This is a genomic window from Limibacterium fermenti, from assembly GCF_041902845.1.
In the GTDB taxonomy this organism is placed as follows: Bacteria; Bacteroidota; Bacteroidia; order Bacteroidales; family Dysgonomonadaceae; genus Limibacterium; species Limibacterium fermenti.
In genome coordinates this window covers 4,031,883-4,056,153 of the sequence record NZ_CP159486.1, presented here as the reverse complement: position 1 = coordinate 4,056,153, position 24,271 = coordinate 4,031,883, and the positions used below count along the sequence as shown (strand labels likewise).

Annotated in this window: 21 protein-coding genes; 10 read left to right on the top strand and 11 right to left on the bottom strand. The window is 47.8% G+C overall.

The features are described from left to right. Nucleotides 1-7 precede the first annotated feature (7 nt). Nucleotides 8-2,500 carry a ferrous iron transport protein B gene (gene feoB / locus ABNK31_RS17365; protein WP_418893679.1) on the bottom strand — a complete coding sequence of 831 codons (2,493 nt, stop codon included), beginning with the start codon at nucleotides 2,498-2,500 and terminating at the stop codon, nucleotides 8-10. 408 nt (nucleotides 2,501-2,908) lie between these two features. Here feoB and fumC point away from each other — a divergent pair, with 408 nt between their 5' ends. From fumC to ABNK31_RS17350, 3 genes are all read left to right on the top strand, one after another. After that, nucleotides 2,909-4,306: a class II fumarate hydratase gene (fumC, locus tag ABNK31_RS17360; protein ID WP_418893678.1), complete on the top strand. Its 1,398-nt coding sequence runs from the start codon at nucleotides 2,909-2,911 to the stop codon at nucleotides 4,304-4,306. Nucleotides 4,307-4,452: 146 nt separating this feature from the next. Next, the gene (locus ABNK31_RS17355; RefSeq protein ID WP_418893677.1) at nucleotides 4,453-4,698 is read left to right on the top strand and encodes a hypothetical protein; all 246 of its coding nucleotides are present in this window, start codon (nucleotides 4,453-4,455) and stop codon (nucleotides 4,696-4,698) included. After that, nucleotides 4,688-4,984 carry a type II toxin-antitoxin system RelE/ParE family toxin gene (locus tag ABNK31_RS17350; RefSeq protein ID WP_418893676.1) on the top strand — a complete coding sequence of 99 codons (297 nt, stop codon included), beginning with the start codon at nucleotides 4,688-4,690 and terminating at the stop codon, nucleotides 4,982-4,984. Before ABNK31_RS17355 ends, ABNK31_RS17350 begins: the two co-directional genes overlap by 11 nt. A 47-nt stretch (nucleotides 4,985-5,031) precedes the next feature. Here the strand turns inward: ABNK31_RS17350 and ABNK31_RS17345 are convergent, their stop codons facing one another. The 3 genes from ABNK31_RS17345 to ABNK31_RS17335 are packed head-to-tail and all read right to left on the bottom strand — an operon-like array spanning nucleotide 5,032 to nucleotide 7,211. Next, complete coding sequence (locus ABNK31_RS17345; RefSeq protein WP_418893675.1) at nucleotides 5,032-5,544, bottom strand: DUF456 domain-containing protein; 513 nt, start codon at nucleotides 5,542-5,544, stop codon at nucleotides 5,032-5,034. Continuing rightward, nucleotides 5,522-6,307, bottom strand: coding sequence for a metal ABC transporter ATP-binding protein (locus ABNK31_RS17340; RefSeq protein WP_418893674.1), 786 nt, complete (start codon nucleotides 6,305-6,307; stop codon nucleotides 5,522-5,524). The genes ABNK31_RS17345 and ABNK31_RS17340 overlap by 23 nt, the downstream gene beginning before the upstream one ends. Next, complete coding sequence (locus ABNK31_RS17335) at nucleotides 6,300-7,211, bottom strand: metal ABC transporter solute-binding protein, Zn/Mn family (RefSeq protein ID WP_418893673.1); 912 nt, start codon at nucleotides 7,209-7,211, stop codon at nucleotides 6,300-6,302. Before ABNK31_RS17335 ends, ABNK31_RS17340 begins: the two co-directional genes overlap by 8 nt. Before the next feature lie 254 nt (nucleotides 7,212-7,465). Here ABNK31_RS17335 and mnmD point away from each other — a divergent pair, with 254 nt between their 5' ends. Both mnmD and ABNK31_RS17325 read left to right on the top strand, forming a co-directional pair. Further along, nucleotides 7,466-8,158, top strand: coding sequence for a tRNA (5-methylaminomethyl-2-thiouridine)(34)-methyltransferase MnmD (mnmD, locus tag ABNK31_RS17330; protein WP_418893672.1), 693 nt, complete (start codon nucleotides 7,466-7,468; stop codon nucleotides 8,156-8,158). Between the two features lie 108 nt (nucleotides 8,159-8,266). Continuing rightward, nucleotides 8,267-8,902, top strand: a complete 636-nt coding sequence (locus ABNK31_RS17325) for a hypothetical protein (protein ID WP_321579728.1) — start codon at nucleotides 8,267-8,269, stop codon at nucleotides 8,900-8,902. A gap of 405 nt (nucleotides 8,903-9,307) precedes the next feature. Here the strand turns inward: ABNK31_RS17325 and ABNK31_RS17320 are convergent, their stop codons facing one another. From ABNK31_RS17320 to nadB, 5 genes are read right to left on the bottom strand one after another with little or no spacing between them, the layout of a single operon-like run. After that, nucleotides 9,308-9,601, bottom strand: coding sequence for a DUF721 domain-containing protein (locus ABNK31_RS17320; protein ID WP_418893671.1), 294 nt, complete (start codon nucleotides 9,599-9,601; stop codon nucleotides 9,308-9,310). 4 nt (nucleotides 9,602-9,605) lie between these two features. Further along, nucleotides 9,606-10,712: a DNA replication/repair protein RecF gene (gene recF / locus ABNK31_RS17315; RefSeq protein WP_418893670.1), complete on the bottom strand. Its 1,107-nt coding sequence runs from the start codon at nucleotides 10,710-10,712 to the stop codon at nucleotides 9,606-9,608. A gap of 18 nt (nucleotides 10,713-10,730) precedes the next feature. After that, nucleotides 10,731-11,492 carry a diadenylate cyclase CdaA gene (gene cdaA, locus ABNK31_RS17310; RefSeq protein ID WP_418893669.1) on the bottom strand — a complete coding sequence of 254 codons (762 nt, stop codon included), beginning with the start codon at nucleotides 11,490-11,492 and terminating at the stop codon, nucleotides 10,731-10,733. A gap of 7 nt (nucleotides 11,493-11,499) precedes the next feature. Beyond that, nucleotides 11,500-12,345 (bottom strand): dihydropteroate synthase, encoded by an 846-nt coding sequence (gene folP, locus ABNK31_RS17305; RefSeq protein WP_418893668.1) that lies wholly within the window; start codon nucleotides 12,343-12,345, stop codon nucleotides 11,500-11,502. Nucleotides 12,346-12,351: 6 nt separating this feature from the next. Further along, nucleotides 12,352-13,932, bottom strand: coding sequence for an L-aspartate oxidase (nadB, locus tag ABNK31_RS17300; protein WP_418893667.1), 1,581 nt, complete (start codon nucleotides 13,930-13,932; stop codon nucleotides 12,352-12,354). 363 nt (nucleotides 13,933-14,295) lie between these two features. On the opposite strand from nadB, the gene ABNK31_RS17295 reads away from it, so the two are divergent. The 5 genes from ABNK31_RS17295 (at nucleotide 14,296) to ABNK31_RS17275 (ending at nucleotide 20,503) form a co-directional block, all read left to right on the top strand. After that, nucleotides 14,296-15,567, top strand: a complete 1,272-nt coding sequence (locus ABNK31_RS17295) for a carboxypeptidase-like regulatory domain-containing protein (RefSeq protein ID WP_418893666.1) — start codon at nucleotides 14,296-14,298, stop codon at nucleotides 15,565-15,567. 87 nt (nucleotides 15,568-15,654) lie between these two features. Continuing rightward, the gene (gene rpsO / locus ABNK31_RS17290) at nucleotides 15,655-15,924 is read left to right on the top strand and encodes a 30S ribosomal protein S15 (protein ID WP_418893665.1); all 270 of its coding nucleotides are present in this window, start codon (nucleotides 15,655-15,657) and stop codon (nucleotides 15,922-15,924) included. A 461-nt stretch (nucleotides 15,925-16,385) separates the two neighbouring features. Further along, nucleotides 16,386-17,435 (top strand): DUF6340 family protein, encoded by a 1,050-nt coding sequence (locus ABNK31_RS17285; RefSeq protein ID WP_418893664.1) that lies wholly within the window; start codon nucleotides 16,386-16,388, stop codon nucleotides 17,433-17,435. 356 nt (nucleotides 17,436-17,791) lie between these two features. Continuing rightward, the gene (gene rho / locus ABNK31_RS17280) at nucleotides 17,792-19,711 is read left to right on the top strand and encodes a transcription termination factor Rho (protein ID WP_418893663.1); all 1,920 of its coding nucleotides are present in this window, start codon (nucleotides 17,792-17,794) and stop codon (nucleotides 19,709-19,711) included. Between the two features lie 183 nt (nucleotides 19,712-19,894). After that, nucleotides 19,895-20,503 (top strand): DUF3267 domain-containing protein, encoded by a 609-nt coding sequence (locus ABNK31_RS17275; protein WP_418893662.1) that lies wholly within the window; start codon nucleotides 19,895-19,897, stop codon nucleotides 20,501-20,503. A 224-nt stretch (nucleotides 20,504-20,727) separates the two neighbouring features. Here ABNK31_RS17275 and ABNK31_RS17270 read toward each other — a convergent pair whose 3' ends face one another. Together ABNK31_RS17270 and ABNK31_RS17265 are read right to left on the bottom strand one after the other, a co-directional pair. Beyond that, the gene (locus ABNK31_RS17270) at nucleotides 20,728-22,170 is read right to left on the bottom strand and encodes an ATP-binding protein (RefSeq protein WP_418893661.1); all 1,443 of its coding nucleotides are present in this window, start codon (nucleotides 22,168-22,170) and stop codon (nucleotides 20,728-20,730) included. Nucleotides 22,171-22,369: 199 nt separating this feature from the next. Beyond that, the gene (locus ABNK31_RS17265; protein ID WP_418893660.1) at nucleotides 22,370-24,160 is read right to left on the bottom strand and encodes an APC family permease; all 1,791 of its coding nucleotides are present in this window, start codon (nucleotides 24,158-24,160) and stop codon (nucleotides 22,370-22,372) included. Nucleotides 24,161-24,271 lie beyond the last annotated feature (111 nt).

The window sequence follows — 24,271 nt, the reverse complement described above, 5'->3', positions numbered from 1 at the left end:
TCTTCTTTTACATAAAAAACTGCCCTATTTGAAATACGGCAAAAGCAACCAACCACGCCAAACCGGTCGAGTAAAGCACGCTGAACAACGCCCATTTCCATGAATGCGCTTCCTCCTTGATGGCCACGACCGTCGCAATACAGGGAAAATAAATCAGTACGAACAATAAAAATCCGGCGACCACCAACGGCGTAAACACCGGCGAGCCATCGGCATATCTTTCCGAGGAAAGCCGTGTCTGCAACGACTCCTGATTTTCACTATCGCCCGTGTACAATACTCCCATGGTGCTGATGACAATCTCTTTGGCCGCCATGCCCGAAAGCAAACTCACCGATATCTTCCAATCGAATCCGAGCGGACGCATCACCGGTTCGATGGCCTTGCCAATCTTGCCGATATACGAATTTTCCTGATGCTCCATATTGCGCACGTACTCAATATCGGAAACCAGACTCTCTCTCTCCCCCTCATCGATTTGCCCTTGCGCAACCCGAGATTCGATCTGCTCGATTTGCTGATCAAACGCCTTATCGCGATTTTCATTTTGAGGAAAATAGCCTAAGAACCAAATAATGACGGAAGCAATCAATATCGGGCCTCCCATCTTTTGCAGGTAATGCTTCGAGCGGTCCCACATGTGAATAATAACCGATTTGAACGTCGGCTTGCGATAAGGAGGAAGTTCCATGACAAACGGCGTATCTTCTTCCGTAAATATTTTTTTCCGCAGCAGCAATGCCGTAAGGACGGCTACTAAGATGCCGGCCGCATACAATCCCAATAAAATAAAGCTGCCGTTTCGCGGAAAGAATGCACTCACAAACAAAATATAGACCGGCAACCGGGCGCTGCACGACATGAAGGGCACAATCAACATCGTAATCATCCGGCTATTGCGGCTTTCTATGGTTCGTGTCGCCATGATGGCCGGCACATTGCACCCGAAGCCCATGATCATCGGGATGAAAGACTTCCCGTGCAACCCAATGGCATGCATGAGTTTATCCATAATGAAGGCCGCTCGGGCCATGTATCCCGAATCCTCCATAAAAGAGATAAACGCATAGAGGATAATGATATTGGGCAGAAAAACAATCACACTCCCCACACCACCGATGATGCCGTCGACCAACAAATCTTTCAACGGCCCATCGGCCATCCCGTTGCGAAGCAGATTCCCCAATTGAGCAACCAGCCATTCAATCCAGTCCATCGGGTACTGTCCCAAACGGAATGTCGCTTCAAAAGTAATCCACAAAAACAGGAAAAACAACGGCAACCCCAAATACTTATGGGCAAATATCGCATCGAGTTTCGTCGTTGTAAGCGAAAAATGAATCCGGGCGCCCAACGTCTCTTTCAACGCCCCCGCAATAAATCCGTAACGCGCATTGGTGAACGCCGATTCGGGATCCTCTTTCAACAGTTTTTCGATGTAACTACGTTCCTTATCTCTCCGGGAAACGATACCGGCATATTTCGGCAAATCAGCGATCGCCTGTTCTACATCTTTGTCTCCCTCCAATAACTTGACGCACGTATATCGCTTGGGCATGTGTAACTGTTCCAAATCGACCTCCTGCAATTCCCGCTCCATAACGCCGATAGATTTTTCCAAGACTCTCCCGTAGGGAACCTTCACACTCTCCCGGGGAACGTTTTTTTCGGATTGATGCAGGTCGATAACCGCCTCAAGCAACTGCGGAATACCCACGCCTTTTGTCCCGACAGTGGGAATCATGGGTACATTGAGCATGGCCGAAAGCTTTTTATAGTCGAACTTGCGCCCGCTTTTTTCGAGCTCGTCAAACATATTCAGCGCGACCACCATCGGCGTCTCCAACTCGATCAATTCCGTGGTGAGATATAAATTCCGTTCCACGGCCGAAGCGGAAACGACATTGATAATCACATCGGGCTTTTCTTCGAAGATATATTTCCGCACATACAATTCTTCGGGGGAATAAGCCGACAAAGAATACGTGCCCGGCAAATCGATCAGCCGGAAGGTATATCCCTTATGTTTAAGGGTTCCTTCTTTCAAATCGACCGTCACTCCGCCGTAATTCCCCACATGTTCATGGCTTCCGGAGGCCAGATTGAAAATAGACGTTTTTCCCGCATTCGGATTGCCGACAAGCGCCACGTGAATGGTTTTAGGATCGGTTTTCCGCAAAGGAACCGCATGGCGGGGGGTTGCATGACTTACATCCGGTAAAGGCGGCTTATTGTCGTCTTCGGGCAAATCGGACTCAGAGCGAAGCGTGTCTTCCTTCAAGTAAGAAATCTCCACCAATACGGCTTCACTCCGGCGCAACGACACCTCATAATCCATAATGCCGTACTTTATCGGATCTTTCAACGGCGCGTTGAGGATCGATTTCACTTCCTGCCCGCGCACAAATCCCATCTCAAGAATACGTTTACGGAAAGCTCCGCTACCGTTTATTTTAGTGATATATGCTCTTTGTCCTGTTTGTAGTTCTGAAAGGCGCATGAATTTTCAAAATCAATTTTTGATATGCAAACTGCAAAGGTAGTATTTTTTGGTGTGAAAAGCATCTTTTCCTCCCGCATTATTTATACTCATTTTAAATTACGTTTTTATATCTTCTCCGGGGACGTTGCCGACCGAAGATGCGGCTCCAGGCAAGGGCCTCAGTAAAAGAAGGAGCGATACCCTCGGCAAAGTCTCCGGGCGACGCCCTCGATTGTACGATATTCTTTCAAGTTTTTATTACCGTGTGTTTCCCGATCAGGCTTTTTCTTTGTATTTTTGTGAGCGTTCCGGTATCGCGTAAAGGAAAAATAATGGTTTTCGATCTCCGGAACACCATTTTTGAACAACGGACGCAAAAGAGTAGCGTACACAAAAAATTTTCAATATATTTAAAAATAACGGATTATGACGTACAGAATCGAAAAAGACACGATGGGTGAAGTGAAGGTTCCCGCCGACAAGCTTTGGGGGGCGCAAACCGAACGTTCACGCAACAATTTCAAGATCGGGGCTCCGGCTTCCATGCCGATTGAAATCATTTACGGATTTGCGTATCTGAAAAAGGGCGCGGCGTATGCTAACCACGAACTGGGGGTATTATCGCAAGAAAAACGCGACCTCATCGCCCGGGTATGCGATGAAATTCTCGAAGGTAAACTCGATGAGCAATTTCCGTTGGTTATCTGGCAAACCGGATCGGGAACGCAAAGCAACATGAACGTGAACGAAGTGATCGCCAACCGCGCTCATCAACTGGCAGGAAAAAAAATCGGCGAAGGCGAAAAGACCTTGCAGCCCAACGATGACGTGAACAAATCTCAATCGTCAAACGACACGTTCCCCACCGGCATGCACATTGCCTGCTATAAAAAAGTGGTGGAAGTAACCCTCGCGGGATTGCGCCAATTGCATAAAGCGCTCGCCGCGAAATCGGAAGAAATGAAGGATGTAGTGAAAATCGGCCGCACGCACCTGATGGACGCAACTCCTCTGACGCTGGGTCAGGAATTCAGCGGATATGCCGCTCAAGTGGAACATGGCATCAAGGCGATCGAGAATACGTTGCCGCATCTTGCCGAACTGGCTCTTGGAGGTACGGCCGTAGGAACCGGCTTGAATACGCCGAAAAACTATGATGTGGTGGTCGCTAAACATATCGCCGAATTTACCGGCCTTCCTTTTGTGACGGCAAAAAACAAATTCGAGGCGTTGGCTGCTCACGACGCTATCGTGGAAACGCACGGAGCGTTGAAACAAGTGGCCGTTTCGCTCAACAAAATAGCCAACGACATCCGCTTGCTGGCTTCCGGCCCGCGTAGCGGCATCGGCGAAATCATTATCCCCGCCAACGAACCGGGCTCTTCGATCATGCCGGGAAAGGTGAATCCGACCCAATGCGAAGCATTAACCATGGTCTGCGCGCAAGTCGTCGGAAACGACGTAGCGATTGCCGTAGGGGGTATGCAGGGACATTTTGAATTGAATGTCTTCAAACCGGTTATGGCGGCAAACTTCCTGCAAAGCGCCCAACTGCTGGGTGATGCAGCCGTATCGTTCGACATTCACTGCGTATCGGGCATCGAGCCCAACAAGCCACGCATCAAGGAATTGGTGAATAACTCATTGATGTTGGTGACGGCGTTGAATCCGAAGATCGGCTATTACAAAGCGGCCGAAATCGCCAATGCGGCTCACAAAAACGGAACCACGCTGAAAGAAGAAGCCGTCCGATTGGGATATGTTTCGGCGGAAGATTTCGACAAATGGGTACGTCCGGAAGATATGACCAAATCGTTGGATTGATTTCATAGAGAAGAGGCTGTCTCAAAAATTGTTATTATTAAAAGAGTGAAAGTAACGGATTGTAAATTAAAAAGAATATTCCCTATTTTTACTTTTGAGACAGCCTCTTTTCAAAATAATTTCACAACTATTTTAATGGAAAAAAGATGAGAACAACCGCAGAATTAAGAAAACATCTCATTAAACGAATCGGATCGGCAGATCATCGGTTGTTACGTATGATGAATGCACTCGCCGATAGTTATGATCCGGATGAAAACGATATAAATGAACCGGATTCGGATTACGAAAAAATATTGAGCCAACGGTTAGAATACCATAAGGAGAATCCCTCCGACGGAAAAAGCTGGCAGGAAATAAAAACAACCTTAAAAGATAGGTATGGTATATAAAGTGATTGTAAAATCTTTAGCCGAACAAGATATCACCGAAGCGATCGAATGGTATGCAGAGCATACTCTTCAATTAGCGGAAGAATTAACCGAAAGTATCGAAGATTGTTTGACATCCATTGAAGAGCATCCATTACAATATCAAAAAAGATATGGCGAAGCAAGAGTTGCTTTTACCCGTAAGTTCCCTTACGACATTTATTACACCATTGAAGAACAAACGATTTTCATCCACGCAGTACTTCACTCCAAAAGAAATCCAAAAACAAGTATTGACAGACTCTAAAACTTAAAAAGAATCCCATAAAGTAACACAGCTACATACGCTTTCTATTACATCAACGCTTTTATAAAAAAGAAAATAATGAATCCGGCGGTAACCAGTTTCGCTATCAGTCCGAGGATATAGCCGACAAATGCGCCGGAAGCTTGTTTGAAAGCCGCTTTTATCTTATTACCCGACAAAAGGCTCCCTGCCAAGGCGCCGACAAAAGGCCCCAGAATGATTCCGAGAGGGCCGAAAAAGAAGCCGATCAGCAACCCCGCCGCCGTGCCCCAAACGACCTGTTTGTTTCCGCCCATCTTCTGCGTTCCCCACACCGGCAAGTAGTTATCGAGCAAACTCACAATGAGTGTCACGATGCCTAATACAACGATCGTCGTCCACGACAGTTCGTCTTTCACCGACGGTGCAAACTTAAGCAGCAACAATCCCAACCACGACACCGGCACCCCCGGCAATACGGGCGCCACGGTGCCCACAGAACCGATAATCACTAAAACTGCTGCCAAAATAATCCACACTACATCCGCCATCGTATCGTCATGCTTTTTTAGAGTTCGCATCTACGGTATGATCCAGCACCACCCGGTGCGGAAGCGAGCCGTGCCCGAGAATCTCAACGGGGCACGAATCGTAAGCCGCCAGCAACCATTCGTTGGAAATATCGGCACCGGAGTGATAATGCAAGCCCTCATTGACGCAGGCGATATTCTTTACCATCGAAAGCACCGTGCCCACATCGTGCGAAACAAGAATAATGGCAATCTCTTTATTAAGCTCGCCGAGCAGTTTGTAGAAGTTGGTTTCGAAGAGTTTGTCGACATACGAACTCGGCTCGTCGAGGATAATCAATTTCGGATTGTCGATAATAGCCCGACCCAGCAGTACCCGTTGCAATTGCCCGCCCGAGAGTTCTCCTATCGGCTTGTCGAGCAAGGGTTCGATGCCGAGTTGCCCGGCCACCCGCTTTACCTGCTCCCGATCTGCGAGGGTATAGCGTTTGAAAAGCCTGCCCGACGGGGTAAGTCCCGAAAGGATGACTTGGGAGACCGATATGGGAAACTTTTTATCGATTTGGTTTATCTGCGGCAGATACCCGATATTGATGTCGGGGACGGACCTGCCTTCGTCGAAAAAGGTAATGGTTCCGACCGACGGTTTAATCAATCCGAGAATCGTTTTGAGCAAGGTCGTTTTACCGCCGCCGTTCGGACCGATAATGCCGAGGAAATCGCGTTCGTACACCGACAGCGACACCCCCTTCAAGACTTCGGGCTTAGCGTCGTATCCAACCGTCAGGTTTTGTATTTCGAGTAATTTATTCATTGTTTTTTCCGGCTAAAATACGGGCAATGCGCAGCAACTCGCCGTCCCAGTCATACGACAACGGATCGATGGTATACGTGCGCGCTCCGATTTCCTTCGCCATCACTTCGGCGTTCTTCGTATCGTATCCCTTTTCGATAAACACGATATGGATGTTTTCGGCGTGAGCGATGTCGACCAGTTCTTTGAGTTGACGAGGCGACGGGTTTTTGCCTTCAAACTCAATGCTGTATTGATGTAACCCGTAGTCTCGGGCAAAATAACCGAGCGCGGGATGATAAATGACAAATCCGCGTGAAGGAATGTCCTGCAACAAGTCTCGGATAAGGCTGTCGGTACGGTCTATACGCCGGGTCAGCGAGTCGAAGTTCGCTTTATAAAAGGCTTCGTTTTCGGGATCCGCCTCGACCACCGCCTTATACATATTGGCTGTAAATATGCGCACAGCCGACGGTGATGTCCACACGTGCGGATCGATGCCTTCACTATGCGAATGGGCATGTCCTTCGTGCGAATGATGATCATGATCGCTATGCGCATCTTCTATCGCCTCGATGCCTTCGCTGCAATTGACCACCGCTACATCCGGATTATTTTTACCCAAACGCTCCGACCAGGCGTTCTCGAAACCCAATGCTCCCACTTTAAAGTAGATGGAACTCTTGCCCAAATCGGTCATCACCGAAGGCGCCGGTTCGTAGGTTTCGTGATTAGCGCCGGGGGGAATCAATGTATTTACGGTAAACCGATCCCCCACAATCTTTTCCAGAAAAAACCGTTGCGGCTCGATGGTCACGGTAAGCACACGCTCCCCGGAGGAGTGTTGCCCGGCTTTTGATCCCGGCCGGCACCCGGCGGACAACAACAAAACAACGATAACAAGAATATAAGTAGTCTTCTTCATTTATTTTTTAAAGCGAAGGTAAGAATTTTTAGCGTTCGATAAAATAGTAAACAAAGATTTGATACTTTTGTTTCGTTTAGGTATTTTCAATAAATAAAGTTTTCAGAAATGACGAAGTTATTTTTTTATTTCTCAAGGCGTAAATCGATGTTTATAGCGCCCCTATCGACGAGATTCAGGACGAAGGAAAATGGAAAAAGAATAACTCAGAATAAATCGTTTATTTCTTCACAATTCCTTCGTATTTTAATCAAATGAAATTCGATTTTGAGATAACGGAAGACGGCTCGCACACATTATACGTTCCGGCATTGGACGAGCACTATCACTCCACGCACGGCGCCCTACAGGAAGCCCGGCATGTATATATCGACGCCGCGTTACATCGGTGCCAAAAGCCGCATGTACGGATATTGGAAGTGGGCTTCGGAACGGGACTCAATGCCTTCCTGACCTTACTCGAAACGGAAAAAAGACAGCAGACGGCGCATTACACTTCGCTCGAATTGTATCCGCTTTCGTTACAGGATGCCCGAAAACTGAATTTTGCCTCATTAATCGCTCCCGATAGAAACGATCATTTTCTACAGTTGCACGCCTTGCCTTGGGATCGCGCACAAGCGATCACTCCCGCGTTTGTCCTCGAAAAGCGCCAATGGGACTTCAGCAAACCCGACAGTTTCTGTTTCGACGGACTGTTCGACGTGGTGTATTTTGATGCTTTCGCCCCCGACAAGCAGCCCGGGGTTTGGACACAAGCGCTGTTCGACAAAATTTATGAGGCTTGTGCCGGAGGCGCCGTCATCACCACTTATTGCGCCAAAGGAAGTGTCCGGCGCATGCTGCAAGCGGCCGGTTTTGCCGTGGAACGCTTACCCGGCCCGCCCGGTAAACGCGAGATGCTGCGGGGGTGGAGACGGGAACAGGGGGACTTGAGGGACCCTTAAGGGACAAAGAGACAATAGGTGACGGGTAACTGTGACTCGTCCGGCATCCTCCGTGTATCAACTTTTTTTACTATTTTTGCAGTCATACAAACCCATTTATCCAACGGAATGAACAAAATAATCGGTCTTTTTCTCCTTATCGCACCCTTCTCCCTTGCGGCGCAGGTAATCACCTACGACACCATCCGCGTGGCGGCCGACGACGAGCGCAACATCCATCTGCGCAAAGATCGCATCGCAACGGCTAACCGCCCGGAAGAGCCTGCCCCCGACGACGAGTCGGAAGAGCCCAGGGGAAACTTGCGCATCGGCGCCACGCTGGGACTCTCCTTCAGCCGCAATTACTCGGTGTTCAATATCGGCCCGCAGGTGGGTTATCAGTTCAACCATTATTTCATGGCCGGCGCCGGCATGAAATATTATTATATGAAAACGCGCGGATACTCTTACCAATCCTCCTATCTTTATAAAAATCATTTGCTCGGAGCGAATATCTTCGGCTATGTATATCCCGTACGATTCCTCACCCTCTTCGCCCAACCCGAAATCAATTACCTGTGGGCGGGTTACACCGATGAAGCGACCGGCGAGAGAAGCCGTTCGCAGGGATGGGTGCCTTCGTTAGTTGTCGGCGGCGGACTGCGGGTAGGTTCCTCGCACATCACGCTCAACTACGACCTGATACAGCATGTCAACTCGCCTTATCCCTCGGGAGTCTTCGTCGGCATATCGGCTTTTTTCTGATGTTATACCCATACGCCCGTTTTCAACGATTCAGGGGAACACGGTCGCCCCGAAAAAAGGCTTCGGAAGGAAAAACATACCCGGGAAGGTTCCCAAAAGGTTGATTTGGAAGAAAGAAGAATGATAGAAAGTTCCAAAACGGTGTTCTGAAAGAAAATTGAAGATTGAAAAGCCCTAAAACGATACGTTTGGAGGGAAATTCAATTGAAGAAACCTCCAAAACGGTCGTTTGGTGAAAAGTTCAATTAAAGAAATCTTCAAAACGGCAGTTTGGTGAAAACTTCAACAGAAGAAATCTTCAAAACCGCGGTTTGGAGAAAAGTTCAACAGAAGAAAGTTTCCAAACGGCCGTTTGGAAGAAAATTCAATTCGAGGTTGCTCCAAACAGATAGCGGGAAGAAAAATTCAACGCAGTACGATATCGCGCACCACCGTCATGCCCGCATGTTCGTTGAGTTTCTTTATCAACGCCGGTTTGTTCATGAGTAATTCGGCGCGCAACACCGACGAAGCCAACTGTACATAAAGCGTACCACGTTTCATATATACGTTTTTCGTATAATGTGCTACCCCCTCTCCAAGCACTTCATGCCACCCGTCGACCGCCTTGTGCTCGGCCAATTTCGTTTTGATACCCGGATTCTTTTCAAAAAAGTCGGCCAAAACTTCTCCCAATGACTGCGCGTTTTTCTTGAACATATGTTTACTCGTTAAGACGTTGAATCTCCCCGTCTTTTACGGAGAAAACAGCATGGTTGTTTTGTAACCCGTCCAGAATTTTATCCAACGACTCGCGGTTGGTGTCCGAAATGAAAATTTGCCCGAACTGCTCTTCCGACACCAACTTGACGATCTCTTCCACGCGTTGGGCGTCGAGGCGGTCGAACACATCGTCGAGCAACAAGATGGGCGTTTCTTTCCGAGTCTGCATCAGGAAACGAAACTGCGCGAGGCGCAACGACACGAAGTACGTTTTGTTTTGCCCTTGCGAGCCCACCTTTTTAATGGGGAAGCCGTCGAGCAGCATCTCCAGCTCGTCGCGATGCACGCCCGCCGTGGTGTGCCCCATCGCCATATCGCGATAGCGGTTGCCACGCAGGATACTGCGGAAATCGTTACCGGTGAGTTGCGAAATATAATCGAACGATACCTTTTCGTTCGAGCGACTGATGCGGGTATAAAATTCGTTGAATATGGGCGTCAGGTCTTCAATAAAATCGCGCCGTTTGCGATGGATCAGCACGCCATCGCCGGCCATTTGGTCTTCCCACAGGTCGAGCAATGTGGCATCGATGCGCTCCTCCGGCTCTTTCAGCAGCACGTTGCGCTGTTGCAACGCCTTGTTGTAACGCACCAACGCATTCAGGTACTCCTTGTCGAACTGCGAAACGGCCATATCCATAAACCGGCGCCGCTCGTCGCTTCCTCCGAGAATCAACTCGTTATCGGCCGGCGAAATCATCACCAAAGGAATAAATCCGATATGGTCCGAAAGGCGGTCATATTCCTTCTTATTGCGTTTGAACTGCTTTTTCTGCCGCCGGCGCAAGGCGCAGTAAATCTCTTCACTCGCTCCATCTTCAAACGTATACTTTCCCTGAAGCATGCACACCTCCGCTTCGTGGCGGATAATTTGCGAATCGATCGGATTCGTAAAACTTTTGCAAAACGACAGGTAATATACGGCGTCGAGCAGATTGGTTTTACCCATTCCGTTGTTGCCGATAAAACAGTTGATTTTGGGCGACAACTCGAGTTCCGCCTGCTCCAGATTTTTATAATTGATGATGGATAGTTTTGTGAGAATCATTCCTGTTGACAGCCCTTTCTATTCTTCAAGAAGTAATTGTTGCAAATCTTCCGGCGTAATATTCAGTTTCAACCGGCCTTCCGATGCGAACGATATCTTTCCGCGCTCTTCCGACACAATAATCACCTTGGCATCGGTTTCCTGCGAGATACCCAGTCCGGCGCGGTGCCTCAATCCCAAATGCTTCGGGATATTCGGATTCTGCGATACGGGCAAGATGCATCCCGCCGCCTTGATCTTCTTTCCCACCACAATCATCGCCCCGTCGTGAAGGGGACTGTTTTTGAAGAAGATATTTTCGATGAGGCGCGACGAAATGTCGGCGTTGATGATTTCGCCCGTCTGCTCATAGAGCCCCAACTGGATATCGCCTTGCACCACGATAAGAGCGCCGGTATTGGTTTTCGACATATTCATGCACGCCAGTACAAGCGCCGTATAATACGACCGGTCTTTTTTCTGTTTATCGGCGGGAAAGAACAGTTTCGAGATAATGTTCCACCCGCGCTTGGATCCGAGCGACATGAGGAACCGCCGGATTTCGTCCTGAAACAGGATGACCAATAGAAACAAACCCACGCTCACAAACTGATCGAGAATCGATCCGAGCAACATCATATCGAATACCTGCGACACCAACACCCAGATCACCAAAAAAATGAGAATGCCGGCAAACAGCGGACGCAAACCCGATATCTTTACCTGCAAAAACAGGTAATAGAGCAACATGCCCACTAAGATGACATCGACGAGGTCTTTAAATCCGAAATGACTAAACATAAGCGTATTATTTTGTAAATTCTTTTATTTTCGAGATAATCCGTACACATTCCACGGCTTCCTTCACGTCGTGTACCCGCAGGATATCGGCCCCGCACAACAGCGAGTAGGTATGCAACACGGAAGTACCGTTGAGACTCTCTTCGGGCGACACATCCAACAGACGAGAGATCATCGATTTCCGCGAAATGCCCACCAACACCGGTGCATCAAAGATATTAAAATATTTTAGATAAGCCATCAATTCGTAGTTCTGATTCAGCGTTTTGCTGAAGCCGAATCCCGGATCGATAATGATATCGTTCACACCCAACTGGTCAAGCTGCGCTTTCTTTTCCGAGAAATAATAAATCAATTCCTGAATAAAATGCTCGTAATCGGTGTGCTGTTGCATGGTTTGCGGCACGCCCCGCATGTGCATCAGGATGTAAGGCACGTTGAGCGCCGCCGCCGTGGCAAACATATCCGCATCGATCTGTCCGCCCGACACATCGTTGATGATATCCGCCCCGTATTCCTCCACGGCCTGCCGGGCGACATCGGCATAAAACGTATCCACCGACAATACCGCATCGGGAAACTCTTTCCGGATGAGCCGCAGTGCAGGCATCAGCCGGGCAGCCTCTTGCGGAGCCGTTAACCATTCCGAATGCGGATTGGTCGACTGGGCGCCCACATCGATGATGGCTCCGCCTTCTTCCACAATTTGCCGGCAGCGCTGCACGATTTCCTCTTCGGTTTGCTTCCGGCTCCCCTCGAAAAACGAATCGGGCGTGACGTTTACAATCCCCATCACCAGCGGCGCGGATAATTCCACAAGCTTCCCCTTTATGCAAATTGACTTCGTCGGCATACCTTATTATAATATAGAGAGCGGATCCTTGCCCGGATAATCGATCGTGTAATGCAATCCCCGGCTTTCTTTTCTCGCCGTGGCCTGCTTAATGACCATATATCCCACCTTGATGATATTCCGCAATTCGCAGATATCCCTCGACACCACGGAGCGGTGGAAGAAATCTTCCGTTTCGCGGAACAGGATGTTCAGCCGGTCCATCGCCCGTTGCAGGCGCAGGTCGGAACGAACGATGCCCACATACGACGACATGATTTGCCCCACTTCCTTATAGCTTTGCGTGACAAGCACCATTTCTTCGGGCAGCGACGTCCCTTCGGCGTTCCAGTGCGGAATGTCCTCCCGCAGCGAGTAGTCGTGGAAGCGCGGTATGGAATGTTTTGCCGCAGCGTCGGCAAACACCACTGCCTCGATGAGCGAATTCGATGCCAGCCGGTTGGCGCCGTGAAGCCCGGTGCAGGCGCATTCGCCGTTGGCATACAAACGGCTGATACTCGTTTGTCCGTCGAGGTCGACTTTAATGCCGCCGCACAGGTAATGCGCGGCGGGCGCCACCGGAATCATGTCTTGAGTGATATCGATGCCATACGAAAGGCATTTTTCGTAAATGGTCGGGAAATGCTTTTTAGTCTCTTCCGCATTTTTGTGCCTGACATCGAGGAACACATGGTCGTCTCCACGGTTTTTCATTTCCGTATCGATCGCCCGGGCCACGATATCGCGGGGCGCAAGCGATTTACGCGCATCGTACTTCTGCATAAACTCCTGTCCGTCGCACGTCTTCAACACGCCACCGTAGCCTCTCATCGCCTCGCTGATCAAAAACGAAGGCCGTTCGCTCGGATGGAAAAAAGCCGTGGGATGAAATTGCACGAATTCCATTCCTTTTATTTCGCCTTTGGCGCGGGCCACCATCGCAATGCCGTCGCCCGTCGCCACCAGCGGATTGGTGGTTGTTTGATATATACAACCGATGCCGCCGGTAGCCATCATGGTTACCCGCGAAAGGAACGTGTCGATTTCGTTCGTCTCCTGATTCAGAATATAAGCGCCGTAACATTCAATGCCGGGCGTGTGGCGGGTGACAACCTGCCCCAAGTGATGCTGCGTGAGTATTTCGATGGCGAAATGCTGATCGAAGACATCGATATTGGGATGATTGCGCACCGTATCGATCAAGCTCATCTGTATCTCGGCGCCTGTATTATCTTTATGATGAAGGATGCGGAACTCCGAATGCCCCCCTTCGCGATGAAGATCGAAATTGCCTTTATCGTCTTTGTCGAAATCGACGCCCCAACTGATCAACTCTTTAATTTGCGCAGGGGCTTCCCGGATGACCTTTTCAACTACCGTTTTATCGCACAAGCCGGCGCCCGCGTCGAGCGTATCGGCAATATGTTTTTCGAAATTGTCCCAAGGATTGGTAACGGAAGCGATTCCGCCTTGCGCATAAAACGTATTGGCATCTTCCAGCGAATTTTTCGCAATGACGGCGACTTTTCCATGAGCGGCAACTTTCAACGCATAACTCATCCCCGCAATACCGGATCCTATGACCAGAAAATCATATGTATAAACCATGTTTTATAGAATACCTGTTATTTTTAAATCACAAATTTAGTGAAATATCGGGGGTTATTTCTATTCCGGGTTATTTATTTTGAATGATTCGTTCAATCACCGGTCGACGGTCTTCAGTCTTTAGACTTCATTCGTAATTTGTCATTCGTCATTTGTAATTTGTAATTCGTAATTCGTAATTTGTCATTGTCCAATATCTCCAGTCACCAGCCACCAGTCTCCATCACCCCATCAACACATCATCTCATCAGTCATCATAATGTTAAATATCAACATTTAACTTGCTATTTTCAAAAAAAGTTCTTTCTTTGTCTCATCATTATTCAACTCTTTTTTATTCTGTATTTTTTTACTGTATATCCTATGAAAAGCCTAGTTATCATACTTTTATTTTTATGCTCGCTGTCTATCCGTCAAGTTTATCCTGAAAATGTAGAACAGCAACAGGACTCGACATTCGTTTTACGGGGACGGGTATTCGATATCGATACGCGCCAGCCCTTAATGAATGCAAGCATCATGGTTGAACACTCAAGCATTTCGAGCGTGACAAACCAAGAGGGATATTTCACTTTACGTGTGCCGGAGTCGGCAAAAAATACCCGCATCCTCATCCGACATTTGGGTTATCATAACAAAACCGTACCTCTCATCACGTTGATAAACCGGCCGGATACACAAATCGGGATGTCGCTTTCGACCGTTTCCTTACAGGAATTGCTCGTCGTTTCGGGCGACGGTACGGAATTGGTGCGGGAGGCCCTTCGCCGCATTCCCCGCAACTACCCCGCCGGCCCCAATATGATGGTGGCTTTTTACCGGGAGTCGATTAAAAAACGCTCCCAATATATTTCTTTGTCCGAAGCGGTATTGGACATTTACAAAGCACCGTATACTTCCTTCGGAGACGACCTCGCCAAAATCTACATCGGGCGCAAAGCCTCCGACATGAGTGTGCGCGACACCCTCTTATTACGGTTCCAGGGAGGGATAAACGGCGCCCTGTTATTGGATATCGCCAAAAATCCCGAAATTGTTTTTGGCGCCAACGCCGACGATTATGTGTTCCATATCGAAAACATGACACCTATAAACAATAAGCCGCATTACGTTATCTCCTTCCTTCCGCGTCCCGGAATACCCGACATCCTTTTTCGCGGAAAAATATATCTCGATGCCGCTTCGCTCGCCTTTGCCCGTATGGAATTCAACATGAACGTAGAGAAAAGAGACGATGCCGTAGCCATTTTTATCAAACGAAAACCGCCGAAGATGAAAGCGCAGGTGGATCACGCCCTCTATGTCGTCGATTTTATAGAAGACAACGGGAAATGGTATTTCAACCATAGCCGGACCGAAGTCGCTTTCCGCGTACGCTGGACCAACCGGTTCTTCGGCTTGTTTGCAACCACGTACACCATCGGGTCGGAGATTGCCGTTACCGACCGATATACGGATGATATTGTAAAATTTCCACGCAAAGAGCGCATCCGTTCTACAGACGTCATTGCCGAGCGGGTGGACTATTTTCAAAATCCCGACTTCTGGGGCGAATACAATGTCATTGAGCCCGATGCGGAAATAACCAACGCCATTAGCCGCTTGAGTGAAAAATTGCGGCGACGCAACGAATAAATTACCGAATCTATTTTGGTTTTCATATTTAAATCGTATCTTTGTCGTCCGAAAAAATTTATTTAATCGTATTTTTTACAAACAATTATGTATTTAGACTCTGAAAAAAAGACAGAAATCTTTGCAAAACACGGAAAGTCTAACACTGATACTGGCTCTCCTGAAGCGCAGATAGCATTGTTTTCATACCGTATTTCGCATTTGACTGACCATTTAAAGTCAAACAAAAAAGATTATAACACGGAACGTTCTTTGAGAATTTTAGTCGGTAAACGCCGTCGTTTGCTCGATTATTTAATTGAAAAAGATATCGAGAGATATCGCGCCATCATTAAAGAATTAGGCATCAGAAAATAATTCTCAAAAAAAGAATTAAAAGAGTAGACTGATTTTTCGGTTTACTCTTTTTTTTACTCACAACTTAACATTATTGTAACCAATTATTTGACGTAATGAAACGGCGTAACTGCGTCAAAAACATATTATATAACTATGTTTTATAACATGTTTTTTTATTTGGCTAATTGTTCCGGCTGCCGTATCTTTGCATCGATAACCTAAAACAATCTTTTTTATCTTGACGCTAGTATCTATATTAACCAAAGAGGAAAGAGGCCATCTCCATCGAGGTGGCCTTTTTTTCTTCTGCGAAACATAGATCCTCGTTGAAAGGTATTACGAATAAGATTAATTTTAACTTAACGAACAAGGAGGATATATTCATCCGACCGATTCATTTCAACAAAACATTTAAATACGCAAAAGTGTTATTAGAGTACATTTGTTTATTGTAGAAGAGTAATGCATACGGAAAATCTATGAAAAATTTGTTTTTTATTTTAAGTTCCATCGTTTTAGGCTTGTTTTTCACCGGTTGCTCGGGAATAAAATACTTGACAATCGAAACGCTCGAACCGGCTCAGGTTACGCTTCCCGGAAATGTGCGGACGATCCTCGTGGCGAACAATGTGGTTCAGCAACCCAATGACATCGGCCACACGAATCAATTATTAGGACGCTCCGGAGCACAACGGATCAATGTTTCTTCCGATAGCATATCTGTATTCTACACCGAGGCTCTATCGCAGTTTCTAAACGAAGAGGCTTTTTTCGATGCCGTACTTTACCGGCAAGAACCCCTGCGCAGCGATCACGATTTCTTCACGGAACAGCCCATTAGTCCCGACAAAATGAACGAGCTGCGAACGGAACATCATGTCGACGCCATCATTTCTCTTGACAAACTGCTTATTGAAACGCATAAGAATGAGCATTTCAGGCAACAAGGATATTCATGGGCGGCTATGAAAGCCAATATCCAATCGATTGTGCGGGTTTATCTTCCTTCTATGACAGGACAAATACCCGCCGTTCATTTTACCGATAGCCTGAACTGGCAGGGATTCGAGAGGCAAAACGGCTATTTATATGCCGAAGAGATCCTTCCCTCCCACGAAGAAGCAATGAAAGAAGCCGCCGTATACGCCGCGGAAAAAATGACCTCGGTATTCTCTCCTCATTGGGTGATGCAGGACCGGTGGTTTTACACCTTACCCAACGCCCTGATGCGTGAAGGGGAAACGTTTGCACAGAATAAAGACTGGGTGAATGCGGTAAGCAAGTGGGAGGCATTTTATGAGAAAGAAACAAATGAGCTCAAGAAAGCAAAAGCAGCCAGCAATATCGCCTTGGCCTACGAGATGCTCGACGATATGCAACTCGCTTCCGAATGGATCGGCAAGTCGGAACAATTGTTTCTAAAAGCGACACGCCCCGATTCCTTAGACCGAAAAAGGGTACAGATATATAAGAGAGAAATCGACAGACGCCGTGATAATTCCAATCAGTTGAACATGCAGGTCAACTAAGAAGAAAATCGCAATTAAAGAAGAAATAACAAAAAATTGGCGGGAAGTGATGTAGTTTTCAAAAAAAAGACTACCTTTGCCCCGTGAATCTCCAACAGTAAATGAACACGTACTACTGTTTTTCAAAGGAATTTCAAATCCAGGATTGATTTTAATAGAGAGGGTCCCATAATTATAGAAGGTCCCGATCGTAGTCCGTTCTGTATTCCATATAAAGGCAAACATTTCAATTTTAATTTTATCATATTTCTCTTTATTGATTTAAGGGATTAAATATGATATTATCGATCAAAACGATCTTTATTACAATAACAAACATTTATTTAAGAACCATATAGGATTTCAATACAATTTACATGGCTTATAACATTATTGAGCTTAACGAAAAGCTCACGACAGAATTACGAGTTCTTGCCAAAGAATTAGGCATCAGACGTCCTGATGCATACAAAAAAGAAGAATTGATTTATAAGATTCTTGACGAACAGGCCATCGCCGGCACCAAAAAACTGAGTGCTATCGACGATACCAAACCTACCCCTAACGTCAAAAAGGCGCCTGTTCAAAAAACGACGAAAAAGAAACAGGAAGCGCCTGTTCTTTCGAAAAAAGAAGCTCCGAAACCGCCTGCGGATAAAGTAGTTGCCGAATTGCCGGCTGAGAAAAAATTGCAGCCGGTCAACGCAAACGTAGCGCCACCGGCGGCTTCCCCAAAAAGAGAAACAAAGGAACCTGCGCACGTTCTTCCGGAACAGAAGAAGGAGGAACCCAAAGTGAGTGTCGAGAAAAAAGAGACTCCGGCGGAAACCGCGGTTAAAGCAGAACCCGAAACCGAAAAGAAAACAGAGAGCGCCGCGGCCGAGCAGAAACCGGCTCCGGGCAAACCGATTCAACTCGTTTTCCGTTCTTCCAAACACCGGAATGAAGAGAAAAAAACAACGCCGCCTCCCGTTACGTTGCCTCCCGTAGTAGCCGAAGAAACAGAAGGCGATGCGGAAGTTGAAGCCGAAACGCCGGTGGTTATTGAAAAACCCTCTATCCGAGACCTTATCACTCCAACCCCTATTCAGCCGAAACCTCAACCTGCCCCTAAAAAAGCAGAGAATCAAAATAATCAGAACAATCAACCCCACAAAGAAAAAGAGCCTGTTTACGACTTCGACGGTATCCTTACCGCTTCGGGAGTATTGGAAATTATTTCGGACGGATACGGCTTCTTACGTTCATCCGATTATAACTATATGTCGTCGCCGGACGATATTTATGTGTCGCAATCACAAATACGCCTTTTCGGATTGAAAACCGGCGATGTGGTGGAAGGCCCCATTCGCCCGCCCAAAGAAGGCGAAAAGTTCTTCCCTTTGGTGAAAGTCGACAAAATAAACGGACGCAAACCCGACGAAGTGCGGGACCGGGTGCCGTTCGATCATCTGAAACCTTTATTCCCGAACGAGAAATTCAATCTCACCAAAGGACACAAAGATAATTTGTCGTGCCGGGTCGTGGATATGTTTTCGCCCATAGGAAAGGGGCAACGCGGATTGATCGTGGCACAACCGAAGACCGGTAAAACGATGTTACTGAAAGATATCGCCAACGCTATCGCCGATAACCATCCGGAAGTATATATGATCATCTTGTTGATCGATGAACGTCCCGAAGAGGTAACCGACATGGAACGCAGCGTGAATGCCGAAGTAATCGCTTCGACCTTCGACGAGCCGGCCGACCGCCACGTGAAGATCGCCGAAATCGTTCTCAATAAAGCCAAAAGACTGGTGGAGTGCGGGCACGATGTGGTGATTTTACTCGATTCGATCACCCGCCTGGCGCGCGCCTACAACACGGTGCAACCGGCTTCGGGAAAGGTGCTTTCGGGCGGTGTGGACGCCAATGCCTTGCATAAACCGAAACGCTTTTTCGGTGCGGCGCGTAACATCGAGTTCGGCGGCTCGCTGACGATCATCGCCACGGCGCTGACCGATACGGGTTCCAAGATGGACGACGTGATCTTCGAAGAATTCAAGGGAACGGGTAACATGGAACTGCAACTCGACCGCAAGCTATCGAACAAACGGGTCTTCCCTTCTATCGACATTATCGCTTCGAGCACGCGCCGCGACGACCTGCTGCTGTCGGCCGAAACGCTCAACCGCATGTGGGTGCTGCGTAACTACCTCTCCGATATGAATTCGGTGGAAGCTATGGAATTCTTGCTGAACCGCTTGCGCAGAACCGCGAACAACGAAGAATTTTTGATTTCGATGAACGATTAACGGCGTTTTTTGAACGCATCTTAATAAAAACGCAGCGGTTCTCTTCCAATCGCTGCGTTTTTTTATCACCCGACTTTCGCCGGTATGTTTCAGGGTGGTCGCCTATCGGCCGAAGCCCTCTATCCGCGAAGTATCATCGGCGGCGGCCCCTATCTCTGAAAGCAACTAACAAAATATACAGGAATGTTTGATGAAAGGCAATACGATAAGGTTTTAAAGACCATCTCCATCGAAAAGGCGAACCAAGTGGGACTTAAAATCATCCTTCCGGTATTTCTTCTTTTCACCATCCCGCATGTTTTGCTGCATGGGGAGGCAATGCTGGCTTATTTTCGCACCGCCTCCGACCCGATGACTTACCTGCGGGACGGGGCCGTGTTTCTGGCGGCGTTTTTTATAGGAATCGTTCTTCACGAATGCATCCACGGGGTGACGTGGGCTTTGTTCGCCCCGGGGGGATTCCGTTCCATCCGCTTCGGAGTATTGTGGAAGTACCTCACGCCTTATTGCCATTGCACCGAACCGCTCAAAATCAAACATTACCGGCTGGGAGCCTTGATGCCGGCGCTATTACTCGGATTGATTCCCGCCGTGGCGGGAGTGGCGGTGGGAGAATACCGCATCACCCTCTTCGGGATTTTTTTTATCACGGCTGCCATCGGCGATTTTATGGTCATCCACCTGCTAAAAGACGAAAAAGCCGATGATTATGCGCTCGATCATCCATCGGAAGCCGGTTGTTTTGTGTACCGAAGAAGATCCAACCCGTTTGACAGTCATCCTAAAATGTAGGGTTGACCGTCCAACAAACTTTACAGGCATTCTCCGACAAAGGTTTGACCATGCAACAAACTTTTCGGTCGACTTTTTACGGAAGTTTCGTCGTCCAACAAACTTTTCGTCCAACTTTTTACGGAAGTTTCATCATCCAACATACTTTTTACGCTTCCTCCGATGAAGGTTTGCCTATCCAACAACTTTTAAGGCCTTCCGGAGAGGAAAGGTTGGCCTTCAAACTATTTTTTCAGGCGGATGATAAACGTACTGCCCTTGCCGAGTTCGCTTTCCACGGTAAGCGAGCCGTTATGCGCCTCCACAAAATCCTTCGAGATGGAAAGTCCCAGTCCGCTGCCCTGTATTTTCGTTCCCGGCACGCGGAAGTAGCGGTCGAAGATGCTTTGATGATAATGCGGGTCGATGCCCTTGCCGAAATCGCGCACATACATTTCGATACCGTCCCCTTCCTGCCGGGCGCCGATGACCACACGCCCGTTTTCCTTCGAATAACGGATGGCGTTGCTAAGCAGGTTGGTCAGCACCCAGGCTATTTTTTCGCTATCGACAAACAACTTGCCGATTTTTCCCTCCTCAGGATAATCGACCTCTATTTGTATATTAAATTTATCGGCTTGCACCTGATTGGCCTTAATGGCGTATTGTACCAATTCGATCGGTTTGGTGATGCGCGGGCGTAGCTGCAAGCGTCCGTTTTCGATTTGCGTAATGTTGAGCAATTCCGACGTGATGTCGAGCAGCCGTTTGGCATTTTCCTCGATGCTGGCCGACAATTGCTGCTGTTCGGCGTTCAATCCGCCGATACGCGCATCCTCCAACAACTTCAGGCTCATCATAATGGCCGAAATAGGCGTTTTCAACTCATGCGAAATCGTAGAGATAAAGGTGGTTTTGGCCGTGTCGAGTTCCTTGAATTCCGTGATATTCTTGAGCATGATAATATTCCCCAGGTTCGTGACGGCGCTTTTGTCCTCGTCCTTGTATTGGATGGGGATGTAGGACGTGCGGAAATAACTCTCTTTGTTATCGGCATAGATTTTCAGCGGCTCCTTATTGCCGGCAGGAGTCATCAACTCACGTACCAGCCTCCGGAGCAAGTCGTTCCGGAGAGCCAATTCTTCGGCCGACTTACGGATCACCTCTTCCCTCTTCAGATTTAAAATAGTGAGCGCTTCATCATTGATAAAAAGAATCTCCTTCTCGTTATTCAACCCGATGATGGGGTCGTTGATGCTGTTCACGATAGCTTCGAGAAAACGTTTGGCGGCGAGAATGTCCGTCAATATGCTTTCGCGGTACTCCGTGAGCCGTTCCGCCATACGGTTGAAGCTTTCCGACACGCCGTAAAACTCTTCGTTGGGTTTCGTGTCGAGCCGTTTGCCATAGTTATGGTTCGCTATTTCCACGATGCCGTCGGTCAGTTTACGGATGGTTTTGTTGATGGAAGACGGCAACCACAACAGCAGCGCCACGCCGGTGACGATGCACACCACTCCGATGACGGATATCCACAAAAGGGCGCGTTCCAGGTAAACGGGCGCGTTGGGACTGGCAGGCTCCACTTCGGTCAGTATTTGTAAATTAAATATCGATAACGCCACCAGCAGGACAATCATCCCGGCCAGTATGCCAAGCCCGAGTACTAATTTTGTTTTAATGTTCATATCGCCAATCAATTTAATTAAGAAACTGTTTTGAATTTTCCGAATGATCTAATTTTGTTTATTCTTTTATGCTGTTTTTTGCCCTTTTTTGCGCCTTTGAACTTTCCTTTCTTTCAAATAGCCCGCTATTCGATGCGAAACGAAAATTCAAAACAGTTTCTAAGAATGCCAAAGATAAACAATCTGCCGCGCACGCAAGTCAATCTTCGAAAATAAGATAAGGGATGGTCACAATGGCGATATTGCGTTTTGTCAGCAGCCGTGTCCGGATAAACAACGACGTCTGATTATGAAGCAAGTTGGCCCACCATTTGTTGATGACCAGTTGAGGCATCACCACCGTAACGGTATCTTTCGGGCCGGCGCCGTATTCATCCGATTCGATAAATTGCAATAGCGGGGACCGGATACTACGGTAGGGGGATTTTTTCACCACCATCGGGATACCCACATTATATTCGCGCCACTTTTTCAAAAGCGCATCGGTAGCCGCATCATCGACCGACACATGAAAAATGACGATATTCTCCGAGATGGAGCGCGCATAATTCAGCGCTTTCAAAAACGACTTGTTTACCGAGTCGATGGGCACGATGACATACCGTTTCTGTTTCATAAAATCGATTTTCTCCTTCGGACGCTCGTCGAGGGAAAGGCTCAGTTGGCGGGCGACTTCATTATAATGCCGTTTGATACTAAACATCACATATACCAATACCGGCGTTATGACGAACACCGCCCATGCCCCGGACGTGAATTTGGTAATGCCGATAATGGCCGCCGTGACGCACGTGATGACGGTTCCGAGGCCGTTAACGGCAGCTTTGTGAAACCATCCACGGCTTCTTTCCCGTATCCATTTCATAAACATCCCCGCCTGCGACAACATAAAAGAAATGAAAACGCCTACCGCATACATGGGTATCAGGCTATGAACATCGCCTTTGAACAGGATGACCAAAATGGCGGAAATGATGCCGAGGGCGATAATCCCGTTGGAATATCCCAACCGCTTTCCCCGTTTGGTAAATTGCCGGGGAGCATATCCGTCCCTTGCAATAATCGACAGCAGTAAAGGCAGGTCGGCAAAAGCGGTATTACTGGCCATGATCAGGATAATGGCCGTCATGACCTGAACCAGATAAAACAGCGCGTTGCCTCCAAACACCTGATAAGCGATTTGAGCCACGACGGTCATATCGGGATTGGGAACGGCATGGTAAAGCGTGGCCAGATAGGCTATGCCGCCGAAGATAACCAGCATGGCCAACGACATCAGTTCCAACACCCTTTTGGCATTTGTCTGCGAAGGGGACCGGAAGTTCGGGATGCCGTTACTCACCGCTTCTATTCCGGTAAGCGCCGTACAACCCGACGAGAACGCCCGTAAGAACAAAACCAGTGTGATGTCGGACACCATCGTCGGAATTTCATAAAGGGGTTCCGGCTCGTACTTCATCACTTTCACCTTGAAAATCCCGACAACAATCATCACCAGGATGACGAGTATGAACAAATAGGCGGGCAGGCCGAACGCCTTCGCCGATTCCCGGATGCCTCGCAAATTGCCGACGGTCAGAATAAAAATAAAAGCGAACGTAATGGGAACCTTGTAAGGCAATAACGACGGAATAGCGGAAACGATGGCTGCCGTGCCCGCCGACATGCTCACGGCCACCGTCAACACATATCCGATCAACAACGAGGCGCCGGCTATCAATCCCGGAATAACCCCCAAATTATCTTTCGCCACGATATACGATCCCCCGCCCTGAGGATAGGCATCGATGGTTTGACGATATGAAAACGCCACCAAAATCATCAAAAAGACAATACTTAGGGCGACATAAAACATGGAGCCGTACGAAAGAAGCCCCAAAACGGGAACGAGCACCCACAGTATTTCTTCACCTGCATACGCCACCGATGAGATGGCATCGCTCGACAGAACGGGAAATCCCCAGAAGACATTGAATTTTTCGGATTTCAATTCATTTGTCTTTAAGCTTTTGCCGATTAATAACCTTTCTAAATTAGCAAACATTCTTACCATAAGAATAAATTCTTTATCATTCGGAATCTGTTTAAATTTGTTTCGTGA

Excerpts from the sequence above, each read along its gene's own strand:
- ABNK31_RS17295 (WP_418893666.1), top strand. The coding sequence starts at position 14,296 with ATGAAAAGCCTAGTTATCATACTTTTATTTTTATGCTCGCTGTCTATC.
- ABNK31_RS17355 (WP_418893677.1), top strand. The coding sequence starts at position 4,453 with ATGAGAACAACCGCAGAATTAAGAAAACATCTCATTAAACGAATCGGA.
- ABNK31_RS17270 (WP_418893661.1), bottom strand. The coding sequence starts at position 22,170 with ATGAACATTAAAACAAAATTAGTACTCGGGCTTGGCATACTGGCCGGG.
- nadB (WP_418893667.1), bottom strand. The coding sequence starts at position 13,932 with ATGGTTTATACATATGATTTTCTGGTCATAGGATCCGGTATTGCGGGG.
- folP (WP_418893668.1), bottom strand. The coding sequence starts at position 12,345 with ATGCCGACGAAGTCAATTTGCATAAAGGGGAAGCTTGTGGAATTATCC.
- ABNK31_RS17350 (WP_418893676.1), top strand. The coding sequence starts at position 4,688 with ATGGTATATAAAGTGATTGTAAAATCTTTAGCCGAACAAGATATCACC.
- cdaA (WP_418893669.1), bottom strand. The coding sequence starts at position 11,492 with ATGTTTAGTCATTTCGGATTTAAAGACCTCGTCGATGTCATCTTAGTG.
- mnmD (WP_418893672.1), top strand. The coding sequence starts at position 7,466 with ATGAAATTCGATTTTGAGATAACGGAAGACGGCTCGCACACATTATAC.
- fumC (WP_418893678.1), top strand. The coding sequence starts at position 2,909 with ATGACGTACAGAATCGAAAAAGACACGATGGGTGAAGTGAAGGTTCCC.
- recF (WP_418893670.1), bottom strand. The coding sequence starts at position 10,712 with ATGATTCTCACAAAACTATCCATCATCAATTATAAAAATCTGGAGCAG.
- ABNK31_RS17285 (WP_418893664.1), top strand. The coding sequence starts at position 16,386 with ATGAAAAATTTGTTTTTTATTTTAAGTTCCATCGTTTTAGGCTTGTTT.
- ABNK31_RS17320 (WP_418893671.1), bottom strand. The coding sequence starts at position 9,601 with ATGTTCAAGAAAAACGCGCAGTCATTGGGAGAAGTTTTGGCCGACTTT.
- feoB (WP_418893679.1), bottom strand. The coding sequence starts at position 2,500 with ATGCGCCTTTCAGAACTACAAACAGGACAAAGAGCATATATCACTAAA.
- rho (WP_418893663.1), top strand. The coding sequence starts at position 17,792 with ATGGCTTATAACATTATTGAGCTTAACGAAAAGCTCACGACAGAATTA.
- ABNK31_RS17325 (WP_321579728.1), top strand. The coding sequence starts at position 8,267 with ATGAACAAAATAATCGGTCTTTTTCTCCTTATCGCACCCTTCTCCCTT.
- rpsO (WP_418893665.1), top strand. The coding sequence starts at position 15,655 with ATGTATTTAGACTCTGAAAAAAAGACAGAAATCTTTGCAAAACACGGA.
- ABNK31_RS17345 (WP_418893675.1), bottom strand. The coding sequence starts at position 5,544 with ATGCGAACTCTAAAAAAGCATGACGATACGATGGCGGATGTAGTGTGG.
- ABNK31_RS17275 (WP_418893662.1), top strand. The coding sequence starts at position 19,895 with ATGTTTGATGAAAGGCAATACGATAAGGTTTTAAAGACCATCTCCATC.
- ABNK31_RS17335 (WP_418893673.1), bottom strand. The coding sequence starts at position 7,211 with ATGAAGAAGACTACTTATATTCTTGTTATCGTTGTTTTGTTGTTGTCC.
- ABNK31_RS17340 (WP_418893674.1), bottom strand. The coding sequence starts at position 6,307 with ATGAATAAATTACTCGAAATACAAAACCTGACGGTTGGATACGACGCT.